Genomic DNA, 22642 nt, shown 5'->3' with positions numbered 1-22642 from the left:
TTACAAGGTCTCGCTTTTCATGGCGACTGTAGCTTTCGTGAGTCGGGGCAGGCAAACAAGTCGGGTGACGCCGGCCGTGGTCAGGGCGAGAGCCATCAGCGCCGCACTCACCCATACCGGTGACCGGAAGCCGAATCCCGCGTCGATGGTGAGCCCGCCGAGCCACGGGCCGGCCGCGGCGCCGATGTTGAAGGCGGCCGTCGCGAAGGAACCGGCCAAGGTCGGTGCTCCGGGGGCCAGTTGAAACACCTGGGAGATCATCGCCGACCCGGTGCCGAACGCGAGCATCCCCTGGACGAAGACGAGCGCGATCGTGGCCACCGGGCTCACCGCGCTCAGCGCCAGCGCCACCCAGCCGAGCGCGAGGGACGCCATGCCGGCCACGACGAGCGTGCTCCGCCGCGCGTCGGCGACGCGGCCCGAAAGAGTGACACCGACCAGCGACCCCACCCCGAACAGGGCCAGCAGGGCGGGCACCCACCCGGTGCCGAGCCCGGTGACACGGGTGGCCAGCGGTTCGAGGTAGGAGAAGGCGCAGAACGTCGCGCCCTGGACGAGGGCCATCGCCAGCAGGGTGAGCAGCACGCGTCGGGCCGTGAGGGAGCGCAACTCCTCGCGCACGGTGGGTGTTTCGGAAGCACCGGCCGCGGACGCCTCGGTGTCGGACGCGCCGGTCTCGTCAGCGCCGGTCTCGTATGCGGCGGCCTGGTACGCGCCGGCCTGGTACGCGCCGGTCTCGGCCGAGACCGGCGCCGGGGTGCCGGGTCGCTCGTCCGGTACCGATGTCACGATCGCCACGAGGGCCGGCAACGACACGACGGCCACCGCCCAGAACGCGGCCCGCCAGCCCAACTGCTCGCCCAGCAGCGCCCCGGCGGGCACGCCCACCACACAGGCGACGGTCACGCCGCCGACCACGACGGACGTGGCGCGCGCCCGCGCCGCCGGTTCGACCATCGCGATCGCGGCGACCAGGGCGACCGCCCAGAATCCCGCGTTCGCCAGCGCCCCGACGACCCGGGTCGCGAGCAGCACCTCGTAGCTCGGGGTCACGGCGCCCACGACGTGCGCGGCCATGAAGGCGGTGAGGAAGATCAACAGCGCGCGGCGACGAGGCCACTTACGGCTGAAGAGCGCCATCAGCGGCGCGCCGATCACCATTCCCACGGCGAACGCCGAGGTCAGGAGCCCGGCGGCGGGGATGGTCACGTGCAGATCCGCGGCGATGCCCGAGACGAGCCCGGACAGCATGAATTCGGAGGTGCCCTGGGCGAAGACGGCCAGCCCGAGCACGTAGACAGCGAATGGCATGAAGGAACCCCAAGGAAGGCGAAGGGAGTTGACGGAGAGGACCAGGGGGAGGTGGGCCGCGCCCGTACGCCGTGACGGTTCGTCACGGCGCGGGGCGACGCGGCAGAGATCCGCCAACCGTCAGTCCCGTCCGGGGAGTTCACGGACGGCCGACCGGATCGGACGGATCAGGAGACGCGGAAACGCGGGACGCGGAGCGTGCCGGCGTTCAGGAGCGGCCCACACGACGGTGGACCGGCGGCAACAGCCTTGACCGGGCGTTCGCCCACGACCTGTGCGGTCGTACGGCGTCAGCTCGACAGCGGATCAGCCACCGGTGACCGGTGGCCGGCGTCTGTCGGACTCGGGGCTGCTCATGATCGACAAACTACCAGCCCCGTCCCGTGCTCTCCACCCGTTTATCGATGTGCGGGTACGCCGCCGGACGACTACCTTCACCGGCATGGAAGAGCGACCCACCGGTATCCAGGACTCCGACGTGCGGCACGCGCTGCATGGATGGGGGATCGACCCCGTCAGCTGGGAGTACGCCCCCGTCGGCTTCGGCGACTACCACTGGACCGCCACCGACACGCGCGACCGCCGGTGGTTCGTGACCGTGGCCGACCTCACGCAGAAGAGCTGGTACGGGGACGGGACACCGGCCGCCTTCCGCGGTCTGCGCGACGCCATGGACACCGCCGTGGCCCTGCGTGACGCGGACGCGCAGCCGCACGGCCTGGACTTCGTCGTCGCGCCGGTCCGCACCGCCGCCGGCGAGACGGTACGCGCGCTGGGAACCAGGTACGCGGTCAGCGTGTTCCCGCTCGTGCCGGGCACGGCGGGCCACTTCGGTGAAACCCTCACCGCGCACGACCGCGGCGTGGTCGTCGACCTGCTCACCAGGCTCCACCGGACGGCACCCCCGGCCTCGGCCCGCCCCCTGCCGCCGGAATTCGCGACGCGCCCCCAACTGGACAGTGCGCTGAAGGAGTTGGCCGACCCCTGGGACGGCTTCGGACCGTACGCCGAGCCGGCGAGACAACTGCTCGCGGACCACGCCGCCGCCCTGCGCCGTCGGCTCGACGAATTCGACCGGCGGGCAGGGGAGTTGAGGGACAAGGGCGCCCCGCTCGTCGTCACCCACGGCGAACCGCACCCCGGCAATCTGCTGCGGGCGGGGGAGCGGCTGCTGCTGCTCGACTGGGACACCGTGGGCCTCGCGGTGCCCGAGCGCGACCTCTGGCTGGTCGCGGACGGCCCGGACGACCTCGTGCGGTACGAGGAGACGGCCGGCCGGAAGCCGGACGCTTCGGCCCTGGCGCTCTACCGTCTGCGCTGGGCACTCAACGACGTCGCCGAATTCCTCGAACTGCTGCGCGCACCACACGACCGGACCCCGGACGCCCGGCAGTCGTGGGACGCGCTCGCCGACACGGTGACGACCCTCGCCGCAGAGGCCGTCTGAGCCAGACCGAGGGCGGTGCGGTACGCGATCGTCGCGTCATCCGCCGCCGCCAGGAGGGTCATGACCCCGGGCCGGCCGGTGAGTTGGAACCGGCCCACGAGGCGACCGGCCCCATCGCTGAGCAGGACCGCGCCGGTCAGCTCGGAGACCGGACAGCTTCCGGTGCTGCCGGCACCGTCGATCAGCACCGCCCCGGTCGGTGCGGCGCCGGTGAAGTCCTCGTATACGGCCGGTCCGCTCCGCCGCGACGCTCGTCGTCGCGACTCGCGTGCCCTGCCTCGAATTCCATTGGTGGAGCGGCCGAGGCCCTGCCTAGTATCGACCGAATGACGCCCGGAGACGACGTATTCGACGTATTCGACAGCGCGCTCCGGCGCTCCGACATCCGCCGGCTGTCCGGACTGCTGGACCCGGCGGTCTGCCCGCCGGACGTCTTCGAGCGGCTTCTCGGACATCAGGACCCACACGTACGGTCGTTGGGGCTGGCGCTCCTCGGTGAGCGGGTCATGGGCGTTGGTGCTTCCACCGATGCGCGCGCACGGCTCGCCCCGCTGCTGCCCACCGCGATGGCGGCGGCCGAGCCCCCGGCCCGGGCGGCGGAGGACTCGCTCGTGCTGGCGGGGCTGTACGCGCGGCTCGGACCGTACGCGCCGACGCCCTACGCCCTGGCCGACCGGACCCCCGCGTGGCGTACGGACGGGCTCCCCGCACGCGTACGGATCGCCTGGCTGCGCGCCGAGATCGCCAACGATCCGACGGCCGTCCGCCGGGTGCCGGCGAGCGAACCCCTCTACCAGGCCGTCCGGGCGACAGCCATCGCCGACGCCCGTCGGCCGCGACAACTGGTGGCGGAGCTGTTGGACAGCGGCGACCAGGTGCTGGCGGGCGAATCGTTGAGGCTGGCCCGGGAAGGGCTGCACACCGGCGTACTGTCCGTCGCGCTGGTCCGCGCCCACCTGTCGCGGCTGCTCGACCTGAACGCCTTCGGGGCCCGGACCGTCGTCGCCGCGCTGGCCGAACTCTCCGAGCCCTGGGCGTCGTTGGAGCCCCTGCCGCTCGGCCCCCTCTCCGCGCTCCTGCCCGCCGCCGAGGTGGCCGAAGCCGCGCTCACCGCGCTCGCCCGGCACGGCCACAGCGGCGTACTGCGACAGGTCATCGACGACCCGCACCGGCCGCCCCGGCTGCGACGCCGCGCCCTGGAACTGCTCGGCACACTCGCCACCCGCGACGACATCCGCGAACTGACGGCCGTCGCCACGCGCGACCCGCTGCTGTTCGGCGAGCCGGCCGTGACCTGCCTGCGCGGGCTCCACCGGCGCGGCCACTTCGTCACCGGGTCCGACGTCCCCGCCGTCGTCGCACTCGCGCTGGCCGACCACGCCATCGCGCCGCGCGAGATCGCGACGATCCTGTTCACCTGCCGGCAGGACATGTTCCGCCTGCTGACCGATGCCCCGGCCGATGATCCGAGCTGGCCGCGCAGGCTCGCCCTGCTGGTCGAGCTGGCCGGACAAGGCGCGGGCGGCCCCGGGGGTGGCGCCGGCGCGGCGAACGGCGGGGGCGAACTCCCGGTCGGCGACGCCATCACCCTTACACTCGCGGCGACTTCGACCCCTCGGCCGTTTCTCGACGCGCTGCGCACGCTGCGCCACACGGCCGCGGAAGAGACCGTACTGGCACGCCTGGCGACCGAGCCCGAGACCGCGCTGCACACCCTGGAGGCCATCGGGGGACGGCGAACCGCGGCGGCGTTGCGGGACGGGCTCGGCCTTGCCGCGGCGGACGGCGAGAGTGTCGTCGCACCGCACCTGCGCGCCGTCCGGCACCGGGCGCTTGAGCTGCTCTGGCAGCTCACCGAGGACGCGGCCGAGCGTCGCGCCCTCCTCGTACGTCTCGATCCCGCCGAGCTGCCCGCACGGATAGCCGCCGACCTCGGCGGACCCGACGAGGACGAACTGGCCCTGCTCGGCGCTCGCGTGAACCGGGACGAACCGGTGGCCGCGCTGTGCGGACTGGCCGCTTACGGCGGCGCGGGCACGCTCCCGGTCATCGCCGACCTCCTGCTCTGTGTCGTCACCGAACTCGCCCTGGCCGAGCGGATGTTCACCGACCAGGCGCAGCCCCGGCAGTCGGCCGGACCGGCCACCGGTGAGCGCCCGACCGGAGTGCCCGTGGTGCCCGGAGAAGTACTCGAAGCCGTACGCGGCCCCGGCCGTGGGCTCCACGCACGGCGCAGGATCCGGCCGTCCTGCCTGCTCGACACCGCCGATGCCGAGGCGGCGGGCAACGCACTCGCCGCCACCATGGTCCTCGGCCTGCTCGACCGCCCGGGGACGACGGACGCCGAACGGGTGATCCTCCTCGAACTGCTCACCCGGATCCCGTCCCCGCACATCCGGCCGCGCGTGCACCGGCTGCTCCGACACCGCAACCCCCACCTGCGCAAACACGTGATCGCGCTGCTCGCGCGGGACTCCGACGGCGCCGACGCGCAGGCACTCTCGGCGAGCCTCGTCACCCTGACGGCCGCCGACGACATCCAGACCGTACGGCAGGCGCTCCTCGCCCTCGGTCACGCGCGGGCGCGCTGGGCGGCGGGCGCGATCGCCGCCTGCCTCGACCACCCGAACATGAACATCAAGAAGACCGCGGCCGGGGTGCTCGTCCAGGCGGGCACCCCGGCCGCGGTGCCCCAGCTCCTCAACTGGCTCGGCCGACACGACAATCCGGGGCTCAGGGCCGCGCTCGTCGACGCCCTGCGCGCCATCCTCGGCGGCGCCTACGAGGCGACGGTGCGCGCCGCCGTCGACCGTACGGAGGAACCACGCGCCCGCCGGCTGCTCGGCGGATGTCTCCCCGAGCGCCCGTCGGACGGCGCGGCGCCGGCCGACCTCGCCGCCCCTTCAGACCTCCCCGGCCTCTCCGGCATCGACGCGCTGGAGTCCGGCGGCTGGCGGCCCGCGATCGCGCTGCGGATCGCCGGGCGCGAGGAGCTGCCCGCGCGCCACTCGCTGCGCGGGCTGCGGCCGACGCTCGCGGACTGGCTCGAACTGGCCGAGTCGGCACCGGACGTGGCGCCGGGCCGCCGGTTGTCCGACACACGGACGCGGTTGGCGCGGGTGGCGGTGCGGCTGTGCCCCGGTCCGCTGTCCGACGCCGAGAGACGGACCTACGCGCGACACACCCGGCTCCTGCTCATGTGCCTGACGGACGCGGCGACTTCGGGTGAGGACGGGCGGGACATCGTCTCCGTGCTCGAAGAGCTGGCACCCACACTGCCGACGATTCACCAGCGCGCCGTGGCCGACGCCGTACGGGCGCTGCCCGGCACCCCACCCGCCCCGACACTGACCCTGCTGCGCCGCTGCGGCGCGGTCCTCACACGCGCCGACCTCGACCGGGCGCTCGCCGCGGCGGCCACCGCGCGGGCCGAAGCGGCCGTGCTGCGCGCGGCGTTCGCGATCCCGGACGCGCCGCCCTCCACCGACCCGGGGGTGGCCCGGCGGTCGGCCCGACCGGCCGCCCCCACCGGCGTGTCGGCCGCGGTCGGCCAGCCCAACTCCCGTTCGCGGCTTGCCGCGTTGGCCGGCGCGTACATCGCCGCCGACCCCGCCACCCGGTCCGTTCTCCTCGACCGGATGACGGCGCTCCAGCCCTTGGACGCGCCGCCCTGGACGCTCCGGGAGACCGCCGCCGACGTCTCGACCGCACGGACGGCGGACCGGAAGGTACGCGCGGACGACCTGGATCAGCCGCGTTCGGCGGCCCTGCGCACACGGCTGCTGGACATGCTCGCCGCACCCGACCCGAACCGGCGCCGTACCGCCGCCGTCACGCTGCTCAAGTGGCCCGATCCCGAAGTCCGTTCGGCCGTGCTGCACGCGTATCTCGACGGCCGCGTCGACGTCGACGTCCCCGTCGACGCCCGATCGGCCGGCGTGCTCGCCGCACTGGCCGATCCGGAGCCGGGGGGTGCCCGGATCCGGTACGAACGGCGGGCCCGCGTGGCCGCGGAGCTCGACCCGTCCGCGCTGGAACCGCTCGTACCCCAACTCCTGGAGTGGTGGCAGCGGGCTCCGGAAGAGGTCCTTCCCGCCCTGCGCGCCGTACCGGCGGACACGCTCGCCGTGATCCTCGGCGACCGTATCGCCGCTGGCGCGTGGGGATTCCTCGACCTGCTCGCCGGCCGTACGCTGCTGCGCACCCCCGCGCTCACGGACCTCTGCCGCCGGCTGCGGGCCGAGGGCCGGGAGAGCGACGCCGACAGTCTCCTCCTGGTCGACGGACCGCTGCGCGACCCGGCCGCCGAGCGCCAAGTCGACCAGGAGAAGGCGCGGTTGACCGAGCCCGCAGGAGACCCCGGCGGCCCGTCCCGGCAGGAACTGCTGCGGCTGGCCCGTACCGGCAGCCCCGAACAGATCCGCCTGGCGCTCACCCGGCTCACCGAGGAGCACCCCGCCCGGAACGCGTCACCCGAACGCGCCCGCGCGACGGCATCGGCGCCCGAGGACCCCGAACTGCACCCGCTCATAGGTGAGTTGCTGCACCATCCCCGGCCCGGCGTCCGCCTCCACGCCCACCGGACCTCCCGGGCGCTGTTCGACCCGGCGACATACCTGCACCACACGTCGACACTGCTCGGCGACGCACAGCCGGACGTGGTGCGTTCGGCCGTCCGCACCCTCACCCACGCGGGGTGGGAGCCCGCCGTCCCCGCGATCGTCGGCCTGCTCGACCACCCCCACCCGGCCGTTCGCGGCGCGGCACTGGACGGTCTCCTGCGCCTGGACCGACGCGCGGTACCCCCGCTCCGGCACGCGGCCGACCACGCACGACCCGACAAGCGGTCCGTCTACACCGCTGTACTCGACCGGATCACGGCCGCCGGGGAACAGGAGCGAACCCCACGATCGTCCCGGTGAACGGCCCTTTCGACGGTCGGCGCCGGGAGTCGGCCGACTCCCGGCGCCTCGCCCCGTAGGGGTGCGCGTATCGCCTCTACCGCTCCCGGACGGCGTAGGTCACATGCGTCACCCTCGGGGAGGGCTCCGAGCGGACCTGCTCCAGGGCCACGCGGCCGGCGTCCACGCCCTCGAAGAGGCGGATTCCGGAGCCGAACAGGACGGGTGAGAGCGCGATCGAGAACTCGTCGATCAGGCCGGCGTTCACGTACTCCACGATCGTCGCGCCGCCGCCCGAGACGCGGACGTCCCGGTCGCCCGCGGCCTCGCGGGCCTGGGCGAGGGCGGACTCGATGCCGTCGTTGACGAAGTGGAACGTGGTCCCGCCCGGCCGCTCCCAGGGGTCACGCTTCTCGTGCGTCACGACGAAGACCGGCGTGTGGAACGGCGCCTCCTCCGGCCACATCCGCTCGCCGGCGTCGAACATGCGCTTGCCCATCACGCCCGCGCCGGTGCGCTCGAACGTCTCCCGCACGATGTCGTTGTCGCGCCCCTCCTCGCCGCCCCCGCCGAGCTTCAGGCTCTCCCGGAAGTACCGCTGCGGGAAGACCCACCGCTGGAGTTCCATCCACTGCTGCTTCATCAAGTCCTCGGCGGACTCGGGCGCGATGAACCCGTCCAGCGACATCGACACGCTGAAGAACACTTTCCCGGCCATCAGCCCTCAACTCCCTTGCGAACGATCTCGGTGACGTATGCGGCCAGGTTGCCCAGGGTCTGCTCGCCGGCCTCGATTGCGTGGTACTTCTCGACCGCCTCGTCGCGCAGCTCCTTGGTGGGGAACACCGTGTGCATCTTGATCCGGGTCGCCGTGCCCTCGGGCTCGAACGTCAGGACCGACTCGAAGGCGTTCGGGTCACCGCGGGTCTCGCCGTGGAGCATCGCGATCCGTTCCGGCGGGGCGAGCTCGGTCCAGGTGATCGACTCCTGGTAGTCCGTCCCGTCCGGTCCGTGCATCACGAAGTCCCACTCCCCGCCGACGCGGAACTCGAACGCCCGCGTGGTGGTGGTGAACCCTTCCGGTCCCCACCATCGCGACAGGTGCCGCACCTCGGTGAACGCCTCGAACGTCAGCTCCCGTGGGGCGTCGATGATCCGGGAGATGACGATCTCGCGGTCGGCTCTCGCCGGCTGCCCCGGCGTTCCTCGTTCTGTCGTGCTCATCAGCTACTCCGCTTTCCTTGTCTGCTTCAGGTCCCGCACGTAGACGTCCAGTCGGTCGAAGCTCTCGTTCCAGAACTGCTCGAAACCGCCGGCCCACTCGTGGACGGGCCTCAGCCCGCCCGCGTCAAGGCCGTACAGGCGCTGCTTGCCCGCCTTGCGGTCGCGCACCAGTCCGACCTCCCGGAGCACCCGCAGGTGTTTGGACGCCCCAGGCTGGGTCATCCCCAACTCCTGGGCCAACTCGGTCACCGACCGCTCACCCGCCCGCAGCAGTGCCAGGATCTCCCGGCGCTGCGGCTCGGCGATCGCGTTGAAGACGTCCGACGTCGTCGCTGCTCGTGCCATGGATCAATCGTATGCCGATATGGGCATACGTCAAGTTGAAAGAAATCGGGCGACGTCTTCGCCGGTGCCGGGTGAGATCCGGGCCTTGCTTGACAGTGCATCGCAATGGGATAACACTCCAGTTATAGCTTCTAACGTAAGTGTGGGTAATTTGAGAGGTTGAGTGCCATGAACGAACTGCGGCAGACCGGCGACCGGGCAGTGATGACCGAGGTCGTCCTCCCCGGCGTTGTCGAACCGGCCGGACTTCAGGTGCGGCGGCGGCCCGTGCCCGCCCCGGGGCCCGGACAGGTTCTCCTGGTGATGGAGGCCTCCGGTGTCTCCTTCGCCGAACAGCAGATGCGGCGCGGGAAATACTTCGACCAGCCGCCCTTCCCCTTCACTCCCGGTTACGACGTGGTGGGCACCGTCGCGTCGGTCGGGCCCGGCGGGGACGCCGCACTTCTCGGCCGGCGGTTCGCCGTGCTGACCAAGACCGGCGGCTGGGCCAGCCACCTGCTCGTACCTGCGGTCGATCTGGTCGAGGTGCCCGCGGGTGTCGACCCGGCAGAGGCCGAGACCCTGGTGGTGAACGGCATCACCGCGATGCGGATGCTGCACCGCGTCGCCCGTGTACGGGCGGGCCGGACCGTACTCGTACTCGGAGCGAACGGCGGCGTCGGCTCCACCCTCGTCCAGCTCGCCCGCCACGCGGGCGCCCGCGTCATCGGGACGGCCTCCCTCCGGCACCAGGCGGCCGTCCGGGAACTGGGCGCCGACCCCATCGACTACCGCACGCCCGACCTCACCGCGGCGGTCCGGAAGATCGCCCCGGAGGGGGTGGACGCGGTCTTCGACCACATCGGCGGCGAGGGGATCGTCGCGTCGTTCCGGCTCCTCGCTCCCGGCGGCACCCTTGTCTCGTACGGCACGGCCTCGACCCGCGACGTGGCGGGCTCGTCCAAGTGGCCCGTTCTGAAGCTCATCGGCCGGCTCCAGCTCTGGAACGCGCTGCCCAACGGCAGGAGCGCCCACTTCTTCAACATCTGGGCCGGGAAACGGCGCGCCGACGCCTTCCGGGACCGGCTGCGGGCCGATCTCACCGAGGTGCTGACCCTGCTCGCCGACGGGGCGATCACGTCGCGGGTGGCGGCACGCGTACCGCTGTCGCGGGCGGCCGACGCGATGACCCTGGCCGAGTCCGGCACGGTGACGGGGAAGGTCGTCCTGGTCCCGGACGCCGCGCGGGACGGGAGCGGCGACAACGGCGACAACGGTGACCACTCGGCGTAACCGACCCTCACCCGGCGGCAGTTCAGGCCAGGAACGCCGCCGTGGCCGCCACGAACCGGTCGGCGTCGTCGCGCCACGGGAAGTGCCCCGCGCCGGGCTGGACGACGAGTTCGGCGTTCGGGAACAACCCGGCGAACTCGGTCACGATCGTCGGTGGGGCCGGGATCGACCTCGCCCGCGAGCAGCAGCACCGGCCGCTCGAACCGGCCGAGCGACGCACGCGTGAACTGCGGATCGAAGGCGCCGTCCCCGGCGAACACGGCCGCGGCCTCGTCGTTGCGCTGCTCCTCCCCGGTGGCCTGGTAGGCCCGCGCCTCCTCGTCCCAGCGGCCGTACGAGAACGGCGTGATCGCCTGCCAGGTGCCGGCCGTGGCGCGGCCCTCGGTGATCGCCTCCAGCGCCGCGTACGCCGCCGGGAACCACGGCTCGTCGTGGCGCGGCCGTACGGTCGCGCGCCGCACCTCGCCGGAGACCGGGATGCCGACCGCCCACACGCTCGGCGTGATCAGCGCGAGCCTGCCGACGCGTTCCGGATGGCGGCCCACGTACAGCGCCGCCAGATTCACCCCGCCGGAGTGACCGAGCAGGTCGATCCGGTCGAGACCGAGATGCGCGCGCAGCGCGTCCACATCGGCGACGAGCCGGTCGCACCGGTAGGAGCCGGTGTCCCGAGGAGCCTGTGACCCGCCAGTGCCGCGAGGATCCAGCATGATCAGCTGCCGGTGCGCGGAGAGACCCCCCAACTCGCCGAGATATGCGGAGGATTGCATGGGTCCGCCGGGCAGACAGACCAGGGGAGGGCCGCTCGCGCCGAGTGCGTGATAGGCGATCCGCGTGCCGTCGGGGGCGGAGTAGGTAGGCATGCCGTGGACCTTGTCGGCGGCCCGGAACGGCGGCAACCGGGTTTCCCTCCGCCCGCCCGCCCGGCCGGCACCGCGCCCGTCACGCCGAGTCCCGTACCACCAACGTCGTCGGCAGCAGGAGCTGTTGGCGGGCGGTCGTGGGCTCCGCGATCTCCTCCAGCAGCAGCCGCGTGATCGAGCGGCCGATCGCCTCGATGGGCTGCCGCACGCTGGTCAGCGCCGGTGTCGTGTGCCGGGCGATGACCGAGTCGTCGAAGCCGATCACCGCCACGTCGTCGGGCACCCGCCGCCCCCGCTCGCGCAGTTCGGTCAGCGCGCCCGCCGCCATGACGTCCGACGCGGCGAACACGGAGTCGATCCCGGGGGCGCGGTCGAGCAGGTCGCGCATCGCCGTACGCCCGCCCTCCTCGGTGAAGTCCGAGACGGCGACGAGGCGTTCGTCCCGCGCCGTCCCGCGCCGCTCGGCCAGGGCCTCACGCCAGCCCCGGAGCCTGCTGTTGCCGACGTCCATGTCGAGCGGTCCGGTAATCGTCGCGATGGTGGTGCGTCCGCCGTCGAGCAGGTGCCGTACGGCCGTCGCGGCGCCACCGACGTTGTCGGAGCGGACATGGCTCAGCGACTCCTCGGGCGAGCGGCGGCCCGCCAGGACGGTCGGCATGCGCATCTCTTCGAGCAGGCCCGGCAGCGGGTCGTCGTCGTGGATCGACACCAGCAGCACACCATCCACCCGGCGCGCCGCCGCGAAGCGCGTCAGCCGGTCCAGCTCGCGCCGGTCGCGCACCAGGATGAGCAGCAACTGCATCTCGGTCTCGGCCAGTTCCGTACTCACACCGCGGATCACGGCGGAGAAGTACGGCTCCGCCGCCAGCCGGCTCTCCGACTCGGGGATCACCAGGGCGACGCAGTCGGTCCTGCTCGTGACGAGGCTGCGCGCCGCCGGGTTGGGTATGTAGTTCAGCTCCGTGATGGCCGTCTCGACCGCGGCACGGGCCTTCGCACTGACGCCGGGCGCACCGTTGACGACCCGCGAGACCGTCCCGCGGCCCACCCCCGCCAGCTCGGCGACGGCTTCAAGAGTTGGCCGCTGACCTTGGTGTTTACGGCTGTTCATCGCTGCTCCTCGACTCCGCCCCGCAGGGCCGCCCTGTTCCCGCCTGCGCAGGGCACTTGACCCGCGACGTACCGCTGCGCCCCGGCTGTTGCCGGACATCTCCCGGCAACGGAAATGCCTTCAACTCTTGACACGGTGCGACGTTCTCCGCAGAGTCTTCCACAACCGACTGGGAGCGCTCCCATTCTCCCGTTCGCCGGATGCCGGACCCGTGTCCGGTGTGTTCAGTGAGTCACTTTCGGCGCGTCGAGCGCCCCGCAAGGAGGAAGCACATGGGCACCGCCCGTCATCGCTTCGGATCGACCCTCTCCGCTCTCCCGTCCCGCTTCCCGAACCGCTTCCGGGGACGTTTCCCGACCCTCGCCGCGGTCACGGCGGCCGGTCTGTCCCTCGTACTCGTCGCCGGGTGCGGAGGCGGCGGTGACACGGACAAGGCGAAGACGAAGGACGGCAAGACCGTCATCAGCATGGGGCTGTACGGCGTCATGGGGTTCAAGGAGTCGGGGCTCCTCGACCGGTACATGGAGGACAACCCCGACATCGTCATCGAGGCCGACGTGTCCGGCGACGAGCAGACGTACTACACGGCGCTCCAGACCCATCTGGCCGCCGGCAGCGGCCTCAAGGACATCCAGGGCATAGAGATAGGCCGGGCCAAGGAGTTGGTCGACACCCGGGCGGACAAGTTCGCCGACTTGTCCAAGACACCGGGCCTCGACCACTTCCTGCCGTGGAAGTCGAGCCAGGTCACCACCGGCGACGGCAAGCTGCTGGGGCTGGGCACGGACATCGGCCCGATGGCGGTCTGCTACCGCAAGGACCTGTTCGAGCAGGCAGGTCTGCCGACCGAGCGCGCCGAGGTCGAGAAGCTGTGGGCGGGCGACTGGTCCAAGTACGTCGACGTCGGCCGGGACTTCAAGGAAGGCAGCAAGAAGGACAAGGTCGCCTTCATGGACAGTTCGAGCGGCCTGTTCAACGCGATGATCTACGGCGATGACAAGCAGTTCTACGACAAGGACGGCGAACTCATCTACAACGACAACCCCGTGGTCGAGGACGCCTGGAAGCTGGCCGCCGACTCCGCCGAGTCCGGACTGACCGCCAAGCTGCGGCAGTTCCAGCCCGGCTGGGACCCGGGTCTGGCCAACGGCACGTTCGCCACGGCGGTCTGTCCCGCGTGGATGCTCGCGCACATCAGCGAGAAGGCGGGACCGGCGAACAAGGGCAAGTGGGACATCGCCAGGGCGCCCAAGGGGGCCAACTGGGGCGGCTCGTTCCTCGGGGTGATGGAGAAGAGCCCGGTGAAGAAGGAGGCCACCGACCTCGTCGCGTGGCTGACCGCGCCCGAGCAGCAGGCGGTCATCTTCGAGAAGCTCGGCAACTTCCCCTCCTCCAGGACGGCGCTGGACGTACCCGAAGTGGCCAACGGCAAGTCCGCGTACTTCAGCGACGCGCCGATCGGCCAGATCTTCGGTGACGCGGCGAAGGAGATCCCGGACGAGCAGGTACTCGGGCGCAAGGACGGCACGATCAAGGACACGTTCTCGGCGGGCCTCCAGCTGATCGAGGGGCAGGGCAAGAGCCCGGACGAGGCGTGGAAGACGACGGACGAGCGCATCAAGAAGCTCACGCGCTGAACCGGCGAGGCGGTTCCGGCGGCCGGTGCCACCTGACCGGCCCGGCCGCCGGGCCACCCCACCGCCCACCGCGCCGCCACCGCCCCGACCCACCACCGCCCTGGACCCCACGGACCCCACGGACCCCACGGACCTCAAGGAAGGACGCCCGCGTGGCCACCTCCACCCCGGCAGCCCGCACCGACGGGCAGCCGCCCCCGAACCCGGACGGCTCCGCCGGGAAGGACGGCGCCGGCCGCGACGCGGCCACGGGCCAGTCGCGACGCACCCTTCTGCACCGGCTGGACGTACGAGCGGTGCCGTACACCTTCATCGCCCCGTTCTTCCTCATCTTCGGAGCCTTCGGCCTCTACCCGCTGATCTACACCTTCTGGATCTCGCTGCACCGCGTCGAGCTGTCCACCATGGACATGATGGAGTGGCGGGGACTCGCCAACTTCACCGAACTCATCGACGACGACCGGTTCTGGAACGCGCTCACCAACACCTTCACCATCGGTGTCATCTCCACGGTCCCGCAACTGCTGATGGCGCTCGTCCTCGCCCATCTCCTCAACTACCGGCTCCGTGGCTCGACGTTCTTCCGGGTCGCCGTCCTCACCCCGTACGCCACCTCCATCGCCGCCGCCGCACTCGTCTTCACCATGCTCTTCGAGCGCGACTTCGGCATGATCAACTGGGGCCTGAGCTTCTTCGGGATCGAGAACGTCGACTGGGAGAACCAGAAATGGCCCGCCCAGTTCGCCATCTCCGCCATCGTCATCTGGCGCTGGACCGGCTACAACGCCCTGCTCTATCTCGCCGCGATGCAGGCGATACCGAGGGACCTCTACGAGGCGGCGGCCATCGACGGGGCGTCCCGCTGGCAGCAGTTCCGCAAAGTCACCGTCCCCGGCATCAGCGCCACGATCGTCTTCACCATCGTGCTGTCCACGATCGGCGCGACCCAGCTCTTCGGCGAGCCGCTGATCTTCGGCCAGGGACCCAACGGCATCAGCGGGGGCGCCGACAACCAGTACCAGACGCTGGGACTGCTCCTCTACGAAGAGGGCTGGAAGAACTACCAGATGGGGCGGGCCGCGACGATCGCCTGGGCCATGTTCCTGATCCTGATCCTCGTCTTCGTCCTCCAGCGCCTCGCCTCCCGCGTCAAGGCGGGCCGGCCGGCCCGGGCGGCCACGGCCGCCAAGAAGGCCAAGTCCACGCCGTCCGCCACGTCCTGACCAGGGAGCAGCAGCCGCATGACCATCGACACCGCACCCGTCCGGGCGGGCGCACGCGACCGGGCACCCAAGTCCCCCGCCCCCGCCGGGAGCCGCCGGATCCGCCGCGCGCTGCGCCCCGGCGCCGGCCGCCAACACCACGCCGGACCACTGGCCTACCTCCTGCTCGGCATCGCCGCGCTCGTCTCCCTGTTTCCGCTGTACTGGACGGTGGTGGCCGCCTCCACCGACAACACCCGCGTCTCGCAGAGCCCGCCGCCCTTCCTGCCGGGACCCAACCTGCTCAAGAACCTCGGGATCGCCTGGCAGGACGCCGCGATGGGCAAGGCGATGCTCAACAGCCTGATCGTCGCCGGGGTCATCGCGCTGTCGACGGTCTTCTTCGCCACCCTGGCCGGCTTCGCCTTCGCCAAGCTGCGCTTCAGGGGGCGGAACCTTCTCCTGCTGCTGGTCATCGGGACGATGATGGTGCCGCCGCAGCTCGGCGTCGTACCACTGTTCATGATGATGGCCGACCTCGGCTGGGGGCAGACGCTCCCGTCGGTCATCTTCCCGACGCTGGTCAGCGCCGTCGGGGTGTTCTTCATGCGGCAGTACCTCAAGGAGGCGCTGCCCGACGAGCTCATCGAGGCGGGGCGCCTGGACGGCGCGCACTCGCTCCGGATCTTCTGGAGCATCGTGCTGCCGATCGCCCGGCCGCCCATGGCCGTCCTGTTCATGATCACGTTCGTGCACGCGTGGAACGACTTCTTCTGGCCGTTCATCGCCCTCGACATGACCAACCCCACGGTCCCCGTCGCACTCACCCAACTCAGCGCGGGCTATGTGCGCGACCAGTCCGTGATCATGGCGGGCGCGCTGCTCGGAACCCTGCCGCTGCTGGCGATGTTCGTCGTCTTCGGCCGCCAGATAGTCGGCGGGATCATGCAGGGAGCGGTCAAGGGCTGACGCCTGCCCCGCACCCCTGCCTCGCGCCCTACGGGCCCCGCCCTCCTCGCCCACGTACAGCGGCGCGGCTCAACACACCGCACACGGCACACAGTTCAACTCCTGAAAGGGACCCTCGTGGCCACATCCCCCTCCGTACGAGTCTTTCCGCCCGAGTTCATCTGGGGCACCGCGACAGCCGCCTACCAGATCGAAGGCGCCGCACGGGAAGCCGGCCGCACCCCCTCCATCTGGGACGTCTACTCCCGTACCCCCGGCAAGGTCCGCAACGGCGACACCGGTGACATCGCCGCCGACCACTACCACCGCTGGCGCGAGGACACCGCTCTCATGTCCGACCTCGGCGTGGGCGCCTACCGCTTCTCGGTCTCCTGGCCGCGCGTACGGCCCACCGGCAGCGGCCCCGCCTCCCAAGAAGGACTCGACTTCTACCGCCGCCTCACCGACGACCTGCTCACCAAGGGCATCGAACCGGTCATCACCCTCTACCACTGGGACCTTCCGCAGCATCTGGAGGAGGCGGGCGGCTGGCCCGAACGCCGCACGGCCGAGCGGTTCGCCGAGTACGCGGCCCTCGTCGCCGACGCGCTCGGCGACCGCGTGAAGACCTGGACCACACTCAACGAACCCTGGTGCAGCGCGTTCCTGGGCTACGGCTCCGGGGTCCACGCCCCCGGCCGCACCAGCCCCGTCGACGCTCTGCGCGCCGCCCACCACCTCAACCTCGGCCACGGACTCGCCGCACAGGCCCTGCGCGACCGGCTCCCGGCGGACGCGCGGCTGTCCGTCACCCTCAACCTCCACCACGTACGGCCCCTGACCGACAGCGCGGCGGATCTCGACGCGGCCCGCCGGATCGACGGGCTCGCCAACCGGATCTTCACCGGACCGATGCTGGACGGCGCGTATCCCGAGGACGTCGTGGCGGACACCTCGGCGCTCACCGACTGGTCCTTCGTCCAGGACGGCGACACCACGCTCATCAACCGGCCGCTGGACTTCCTCGGCGTCAACTACTACTCACCGACGCTCGTCTCCCACCACGAGGGAGAGCCCGCCCACCGCTCGGACGGCCACGGCGCGAGCGACCACAGCCCGTGGCCGGCCGCCGACGACGTCGCCTTCCACCAGACGCCCGGCCCCCGCACCGCCATGGGCTGGACGATCGACCCGGACGGTCTGTACGAGCTGCTGATGCGGGTACGCCGGGACCACCCGGACCTGCCGGTCATGATCACCGAGAACGGCGCGGCGTTCGACGACTACGCCAACCCCGACGGCGAGGTCCACGACCCGGAGCGGATCGACTATCTGCGCGACCACCTCGCCGCCGTACACAGCGCCATCGAGTCGGGAGCCGACGTGCGCGGCTACTTCCTGTGGTCGCTGCTCGACAACTACGAGTGGGGCCACGGCTACAGCAGGCGCTTCGGCGCGGTGTACGTCGACTACGCCACCCAGCGGCGCATCCCCAAGGCCAGCGCCCACTGGTACGCCAAACTCACCCGCAGCGGCAGTCTGGCCACCGTCACCCCGGGGGACGGGGCCGGGGACGAGCCGGGAACGGGGCCGCGGTGACCGGCGCGCGATAGAACCCGCCACGCGCGCTACGATCCGTTTCATGTACCGGATCGTCATGGCCCAGCCGCACCACACCGCCTCCGTCGACCAGGGCTGACGCGCGAAGGAGCGAGTGCCGGATGCCCAAGAAGCCCGACCCCGTCGACGCCCTTCTCAAGCCGGGGCCGCGCCGTACACAGCTGCCCGAACCGGCGGAACGGGCACGGCTGCGCGGCGACTACGGCCTCACCCGGGCCGAGGTCGCCGCGGCGCTCGACGTCACCCGTACGACGGTCGCGGCGTGGGAGGCGGGCCGCAGCGAACCGCAGGGCGCCACGCGCGCCGCGTACGCGAAGCTCCTGGAGGGCATCGCGGCGCAACTGGCGCCCGCGGTGCCGGACGCGGACCCGATCCCCGCCCAGGCCCCGGAGCCCGCACCGGCCCCGGCCCCGGCCCCGGCCCCGGCTCCTGCACCGGCCCCACCCGCCCCGGCTCCGGAGCCCGCACCGAAGAAGAGCGCGCCCCGGCGGCACACCACCCCCGCACCCGAACTCGCCGCCCCCGACAGTCAGTTCGCCAACGGCCCCGTCGCCGTACTCGACGGCGACGGAAACGCCTACTGCGTCGGCGGCCTCGTCCTGCGATGCCCGGCCCAGGACATCCCCGCGCTCGTCGAGTGGGCACTCACCGACGCCCGCCTCGGCGCGCCCCGCCTCGACCGCAACGGCAGGGACTCCGACCCGCTGATCGTCCTCACCGAGTCCGCCGCGCTGCGCCTCGGACTGCCCTCCGTACTGGAAGACCGGCGCGGTCTGCGGCTGCCCGACGACCACAAGGTCAACAAGCTGATCGCCCGCGCGAAGTGGACGTTGACGAAGCGAGGCTTCGGCCCGTGGGCCCGGATCTACCGACCGGCCCGCGACGGACGCCGCCAGTGCGTGCAGTTGGCCGTGCTCCCGTGGGACGCGCTCGACCCGCGCGGCTGGCCGGGCGCGGCGACCCTGCCGCCCGCCGAACTGGCCCACGTGCTCGGCACGTACGCCGCACGCGTCATCACCCCGTGCGGCTCCACCGCCGTCTCCGGCCTGGAACTGATGACCGCCCTGCGCCCGCCGACCCGCGCGGTGAAGGACCCGGCGACCGGCACCTGGGCATCGGGCCCGGTGCCCGGCTCCCTCACCCGGGCCGTCGACCCAGCGCCGCCCGAGGCACCGGACGAGCACCCCGTGGTGGCCCCGCTGTATCCGCGCGGTCACCGCCGCACCCCCGCCGAGGCGATCGACGAGGAGGCCCACGACTGGATCCGCGATCCGCAACTGCTCACCGACGCCGAGTGCGCCAGGAAGTACGCGGTCGGCATCGACGTGAACACCGCCTTCCTCGCCGCGGCGAACCGCCTGCCCGTCGGCCTCGGCGAGCCCGTCCATCTCACGGCGCCCGACTTCGACAAGGCGCTGCCGGGCAGTTGGCTGATCGACCTGTCGGGCATCGAGATGGACCCCCGTCTGCCCTCCCCGTTCACTCCGCGCGGCAGCCGCCCCACCGGGCCGGCCTGGTATGCCACGCCGACGGTCGCCTACGCGCACGAACTGGTCACCACGTACGGACTGCCCGTCACCCTGCGCCCCGTCGAAGCGTGGGTGCGCCCGGAGAACGGCCCGTATCTGGACTTCTGGTACAAGCGCCTCGCCGGCGCCTACAAGACGACGATGGCCGAACTGGGCGTCACCGCCGACCTGGACGAGCACGCCTTCCTCGCCGCGATGGCCGACCACAAGCGGTCCGACCCCGGCGGGGCCGCCGTCCTCTCCGCGATCAAGTCGACGGTCAAGGGCGGTATCGGCAAGCTCCGCGAGCGACCGCAGGGCATCGCCTACCGGCCCGGTGAGCGCTGGCCCGCCCTCAAACGGCCCACCTGGCGGCCCGACATCCGCGCCGCCGTCATCGCCGCCGCGCGCACCAACATGCATCGCAAACTCCTCAAGACAGCCGTCGCCACCCAGTCCGCGCCGCCGCCCGCCGGCCGTCTGCACTTCGACGACGACGCGCTCCTGCCGATCGCGGTGCTCTCCGACGGCGTCGTCTTCCTCTCCGACAGCCCGAGCCCGCTCGACCTCCTGCCGCACACTCCCGACGGCAGACCGGCCCCCGGCACCTTCCGGCTCGGCGTCAGCCCCGGCATGGTCAAGCACGAAGGCACCAAACCGCTGCTCTGGGCGGCCCAGTTGCTGGACGAGGGCCTCAACCCGGCCCGGCACATCAAGGACGGCGTCGATGCCGTCACCGAGGGTGAGTGAGAGCCGTGGGCATCATCGGCGACAGCATCACCAAAGCCGCGGAGAACACCGCGACCCGCCCGATCCCGAAGTCCGCGGGCGCGCGGATGCGGTTCCTCGTGAAGAAGGAGAAGGGCTCGACCCGCGTGGTCGCGCGCCGGCTCGGCTGCTCGCAGCGCACCGTCGAGCGCTATCTCAAGGGCGACCTCAAGCGTCCCCGGGCCGCGCTCGCCGAACGGCTGGCGGCGGCGGTACGGAAGGACTGGCAGCCCCGCGTCCGTAAGGAGGCGATGACGAAAGCCGCCACGAGTACGGGCATCGTGGTCGAGACGCGCGCCCGCTTCGGCTTCACGGCGGCGGTCGGCTCCACCGACGACCCCCGGATGCGGCGCGTCACCGAACTGCTCCCTCCCCAGTTCGCGGCCCGCCTGCTGGCCGCGCACGGAACGGGCGCGAACGAGGCCGAGTTGCGCGGCATCGTCGCCGAAGGGCTCCAGGAGCAGTACTTCAAGGACCACGGCCGCCGCGCGACCGACCTCCAGGTCGACTTCACCGACCTGGACTATGTCGAGATGGGCCTCTGAGCGCTTCAGCCGGCCGCGCCCACAGTCGGAGCTCAGGCCCGGCATATGCTTGCCTCATGGTGCAGAGCAAGGCGGCAGATGTCGACGGCTATCTCGCCGAAGTCCCCGAGGAACAGCAGGACGCCCTGGCCGAAGTGCGCCGGCTGTGTCGGGCGGAGTTGAAGGGGTTCACCGAGGTGATGGCGTACGGCATGCCCGTCTACCGGCGTGACGGCACGGCCGAGATCGCCTTCGCCGGCCAGAAGCGGTACATCTCCCTCTACCTCATGCGCACCGATGTCCGCGAAGCGTTCGAGAACCGGCTGGCCGGGCAGGACATGGGCAAGGGCTGCCTGCGGTTCCGCGAGCCCGAGGCCATCGACTTCAACCTCGTACGGGACCTCCTGCGGGCTACCGCCACCCGGTCAGGCCCGATCTGTTGAGCATCCGCAGATCGAAGATCGGGCAACAACCGCCGCGAGCGGGCGAGTTCGGCGGTGCCGCGCACGCCGCGCACGCCGCGCACGACACACCGGCCGCTCGGACCGGCCGGGACCGCGCCGTATGACCGCGAACCGGCCGGGCGCCCGTGACCTGCCCTTCGACGCGGTGCTGTGCGACATCGACGGCGTCATCCGCTTCTTCGACATGTCCGAGGTGACCCGCCTTGAGCGGGCGGCGGGACTGCCGGAGGGCACCACGGCCGCCATCGGATTCGCGCCGGAGAACGACCTGCCGTTGCTGCTCGGGAGGATCACCCGCGACGAGTGGGCCGAATCGATCGTCCGGGACCTCGTGCCGCATGTGCCGCGGCACGAGGCCGAGGCCCTGGCGCGGGCCTTCACCCTGGCCGACTTCTGGATGGACGAGACGGTCGTGGCGCTGCTTCGGCGCGTCCGGGAACACTGTCCGCTGGTGCTCGTCACCAACGCGACGCACTGGCTCGACGAGGATCTGGACCGGCTCGGGCTGACCGACCTCGCGCACAGTGTCGTCAACAGCTCCCGCGTGGGCGTGGCCAAGCCGGACCACCGTATCTACGAGATCGCGGCCGAGCGCGCCGGCGTGTCCATGGACCGCTGCCTGTTCGTGGACGACCGGCAGGAGAACGTGGACGCGGCCGGCGCGCTCGGCATGACCGGGGTGCTGCACCGCGAGGCCGCCTCCCTTCGGGAGGCTCTGCTCCCGATCATCGGCCGGGCCGACTCGAGCCCGCCCCGCGGCTGAGGGCGGCCCGGCGGCCGACGCGGCCCGTCACACGGCGCGGCGCCGGATCTTCAGCGCGTTGTCCGTACGCGTGCCCGGCTGCCCGTCGGGCCGGGTCTGGATCCGCTCGTGCTCGTCGCTGAGCAGCACTTCCCACTCCCCGTCCGGCAGTTCGAGCGAGTCGAGAACCTCGGCCGGTGTGGGGAGTGACACATCGGTCTCGGGGCCGGGCTCCCAGGACGGGAGTCCGGCGTGCCCCACGATCAGAAGCACTCCGCCGGGCGCGACGGCCGCCGCGGCGGCCCGCAGGATCTGTTCGCGCGGCATGTTGTCCGGTGAGTGCAGGAACTGTGCCGAGACCAGATCGAAGGTCCCGGCGGGGAAGGAGATCCCCAGGTCGTGCCGCTGCCAGTCGATACGGTCGGCGACGCCCGCGTCCGCCGCGGCGGCGTGCCGCCGGGCCTTGGCGAGGGCGACCCCGGAGATGTCACTGGCGGTGACCCGCCACCCCTGGCCGGCCAGCCAGATCGCGTCGGCCCCTTCGCCGCACCCCAGGTCCAGCGCCGAGCCAGGCGTCAGATCGGCGACCTCCCGGACGAGAACCGTGTTCGGGTCACCGCTCCAGATCCGGTCGCTCTCACCGTAACGAGAGTCCCAGAACTCCTCGTTGGCAGGGCTGTCCGTGCTGTTGTCCGCCGCGGTGTGACCGTGGGTCATTGATGTGTCTCCTTCGTCGATTCGATCCTGTGCGCTGC

General features: G+C 71.8%; 17 protein-coding genes and 1 pseudogene. 11 read left to right on the top strand and 7 right to left on the bottom strand.

The window, feature by feature from the left end; genetic code table 11:
- Entirely contained in the window at positions 1–1311 is a 1311-nt protein-coding gene (locus OG700_RS00665) for an MFS transporter (RefSeq protein WP_405607199.1), read from the bottom strand.
- 442 nt (positions 1312–1753) lie between these two features.
- On the opposite strand from OG700_RS00665, the gene OG700_RS00660 reads away from it, so the two are divergent.
- Positions 1754–2758: a phosphotransferase gene (locus OG700_RS00660; protein WP_405607196.1), complete on the top strand. Its 1005-nt coding sequence runs from the start codon at positions 1754–1756 to the stop codon at positions 2756–2758.
- Positions 2759–3084: 326 nt separating this feature from the next.
- Positions 3085–7680, top strand: a complete 4596-nt coding sequence (locus OG700_RS00655; protein WP_405607193.1) for a HEAT repeat domain-containing protein — start codon at positions 3085–3087, stop codon at positions 7678–7680.
- 76 nt (positions 7681–7756) lie between these two features.
- On the opposite strand, the gene OG700_RS00650 is transcribed toward OG700_RS00655, so the two are convergent.
- From OG700_RS00650 to OG700_RS00640, 3 genes are read right to left on the bottom strand one after another with little or no spacing between them, the layout of a single operon-like run.
- Positions 7757–8377 (bottom strand): dihydrofolate reductase family protein, encoded by a 621-nt coding sequence (locus tag OG700_RS00650; protein ID WP_405607190.1) that lies wholly within the window; start codon positions 8375–8377, stop codon positions 7757–7759.
- Positions 8377–8883, bottom strand: a complete 507-nt coding sequence (locus OG700_RS00645) for an SRPBCC family protein (RefSeq protein WP_405607187.1) — start codon at positions 8881–8883, stop codon at positions 8377–8379. The genes OG700_RS00650 and OG700_RS00645 overlap by 1 nt, the downstream gene beginning before the upstream one ends.
- A gap of 3 nt (positions 8884–8886) precedes the next feature.
- Positions 8887–9228 carry an ArsR/SmtB family transcription factor gene (locus OG700_RS00640; RefSeq protein ID WP_405607184.1) on the bottom strand — a complete coding sequence of 114 codons (342 nt, stop codon included), beginning with the start codon at positions 9226–9228 and terminating at the stop codon, positions 8887–8889.
- A 168-nt stretch (positions 9229–9396) separates the two neighbouring features.
- On the opposite strand from OG700_RS00640, the gene OG700_RS00635 reads away from it, so the two are divergent.
- Entirely contained in the window at positions 9397–10500 is a 1104-nt protein-coding gene (locus tag OG700_RS00635) for a medium chain dehydrogenase/reductase family protein (protein WP_405607181.1), read from the top strand.
- Between the two features lie 22 nt (positions 10501–10522).
- Here OG700_RS00635 and OG700_RS00630 read toward each other — a convergent pair.
- Together OG700_RS00630 and OG700_RS00625 are read right to left on the bottom strand one after the other, a co-directional pair.
- A pseudogene (locus OG700_RS00630) lies at positions 10523–11363 on the bottom strand (alpha/beta fold hydrolase).
- Between the two features lie 79 nt (positions 11364–11442).
- Positions 11443–12474, bottom strand: coding sequence for a LacI family DNA-binding transcriptional regulator (locus tag OG700_RS00625; protein ID WP_405607178.1), 1032 nt, complete (start codon positions 12472–12474; stop codon positions 11443–11445).
- 272 nt (positions 12475–12746) lie between these two features.
- Between OG700_RS00625 and OG700_RS00620 the strand changes: the two genes are divergently transcribed.
- The 8 genes from OG700_RS00620 to OG700_RS00585 all read left to right on the top strand — a co-directional run bounded on the left by OG700_RS00620 (position 12747) and on the right by OG700_RS00585 (position 21908).
- The gene (locus OG700_RS00620; RefSeq protein ID WP_405607175.1) at positions 12747–14111 is read left to right on the top strand and encodes an ABC transporter substrate-binding protein; all 1365 of its coding nucleotides are present in this window, start codon (positions 12747–12749) and stop codon (positions 14109–14111) included.
- A gap of 152 nt (positions 14112–14263) precedes the next feature.
- Positions 14264–15334, top strand: coding sequence for a carbohydrate ABC transporter permease (locus tag OG700_RS00615; protein WP_405607172.1), 1071 nt, complete (start codon positions 14264–14266; stop codon positions 15332–15334).
- Between the two features lie 18 nt (positions 15335–15352).
- Positions 15353–16282, top strand: a complete 930-nt coding sequence (locus OG700_RS00610; protein ID WP_405607169.1) for a carbohydrate ABC transporter permease — start codon at positions 15353–15355, stop codon at positions 16280–16282.
- Positions 16283–16399: 117 nt separating this feature from the next.
- Complete coding sequence (locus tag OG700_RS00605) at positions 16400–17860, top strand: GH1 family beta-glucosidase (protein WP_405607166.1); 1461 nt, start codon at positions 16400–16402, stop codon at positions 17858–17860.
- Between the two features lie 122 nt (positions 17861–17982).
- Positions 17983–20139, top strand: coding sequence for a telomere-associated protein Tap (tap, locus tag OG700_RS00600; RefSeq protein ID WP_405607163.1), 2157 nt, complete (start codon positions 17983–17985; stop codon positions 20137–20139).
- Between the two features lie 5 nt (positions 20140–20144).
- Complete coding sequence (gene tpg / locus OG700_RS00595) at positions 20145–20702, top strand: telomere-protecting terminal protein Tpg (RefSeq protein ID WP_405621348.1); 558 nt, start codon at positions 20145–20147, stop codon at positions 20700–20702.
- A gap of 56 nt (positions 20703–20758) precedes the next feature.
- Positions 20759–21124: an iron chaperone gene (locus OG700_RS00590; protein ID WP_405607160.1), complete on the top strand. Its 366-nt coding sequence runs from the start codon at positions 20759–20761 to the stop codon at positions 21122–21124.
- A gap of 121 nt (positions 21125–21245) precedes the next feature.
- Positions 21246–21908: an HAD-IA family hydrolase gene (locus tag OG700_RS00585; RefSeq protein WP_405607157.1), complete on the top strand. Its 663-nt coding sequence runs from the start codon at positions 21246–21248 to the stop codon at positions 21906–21908.
- Positions 21909–21935: 27 nt separating this feature from the next.
- Here the strand turns inward: OG700_RS00585 and OG700_RS00580 are convergent, their stop codons facing one another.
- Positions 21936–22604 carry a class I SAM-dependent methyltransferase gene (locus OG700_RS00580; protein WP_405607154.1) on the bottom strand — a complete coding sequence of 223 codons (669 nt, stop codon included), beginning with the start codon at positions 22602–22604 and terminating at the stop codon, positions 21936–21938.
- Between the last annotated feature and the right edge of the window lie 38 nt (positions 22605–22642).

The sequence above is a fragment of the Streptomyces sp. NBC_01508 genome, assembly GCF_045040315.1.
GTDB lineage: Bacteria > Actinomycetota > Actinomycetes > Streptomycetales > Streptomycetaceae > Streptomyces.
The sequence above is the reverse complement of the archived record's forward strand: the minus strand, read 5'-3'. Positions and strand labels throughout refer to the sequence as shown.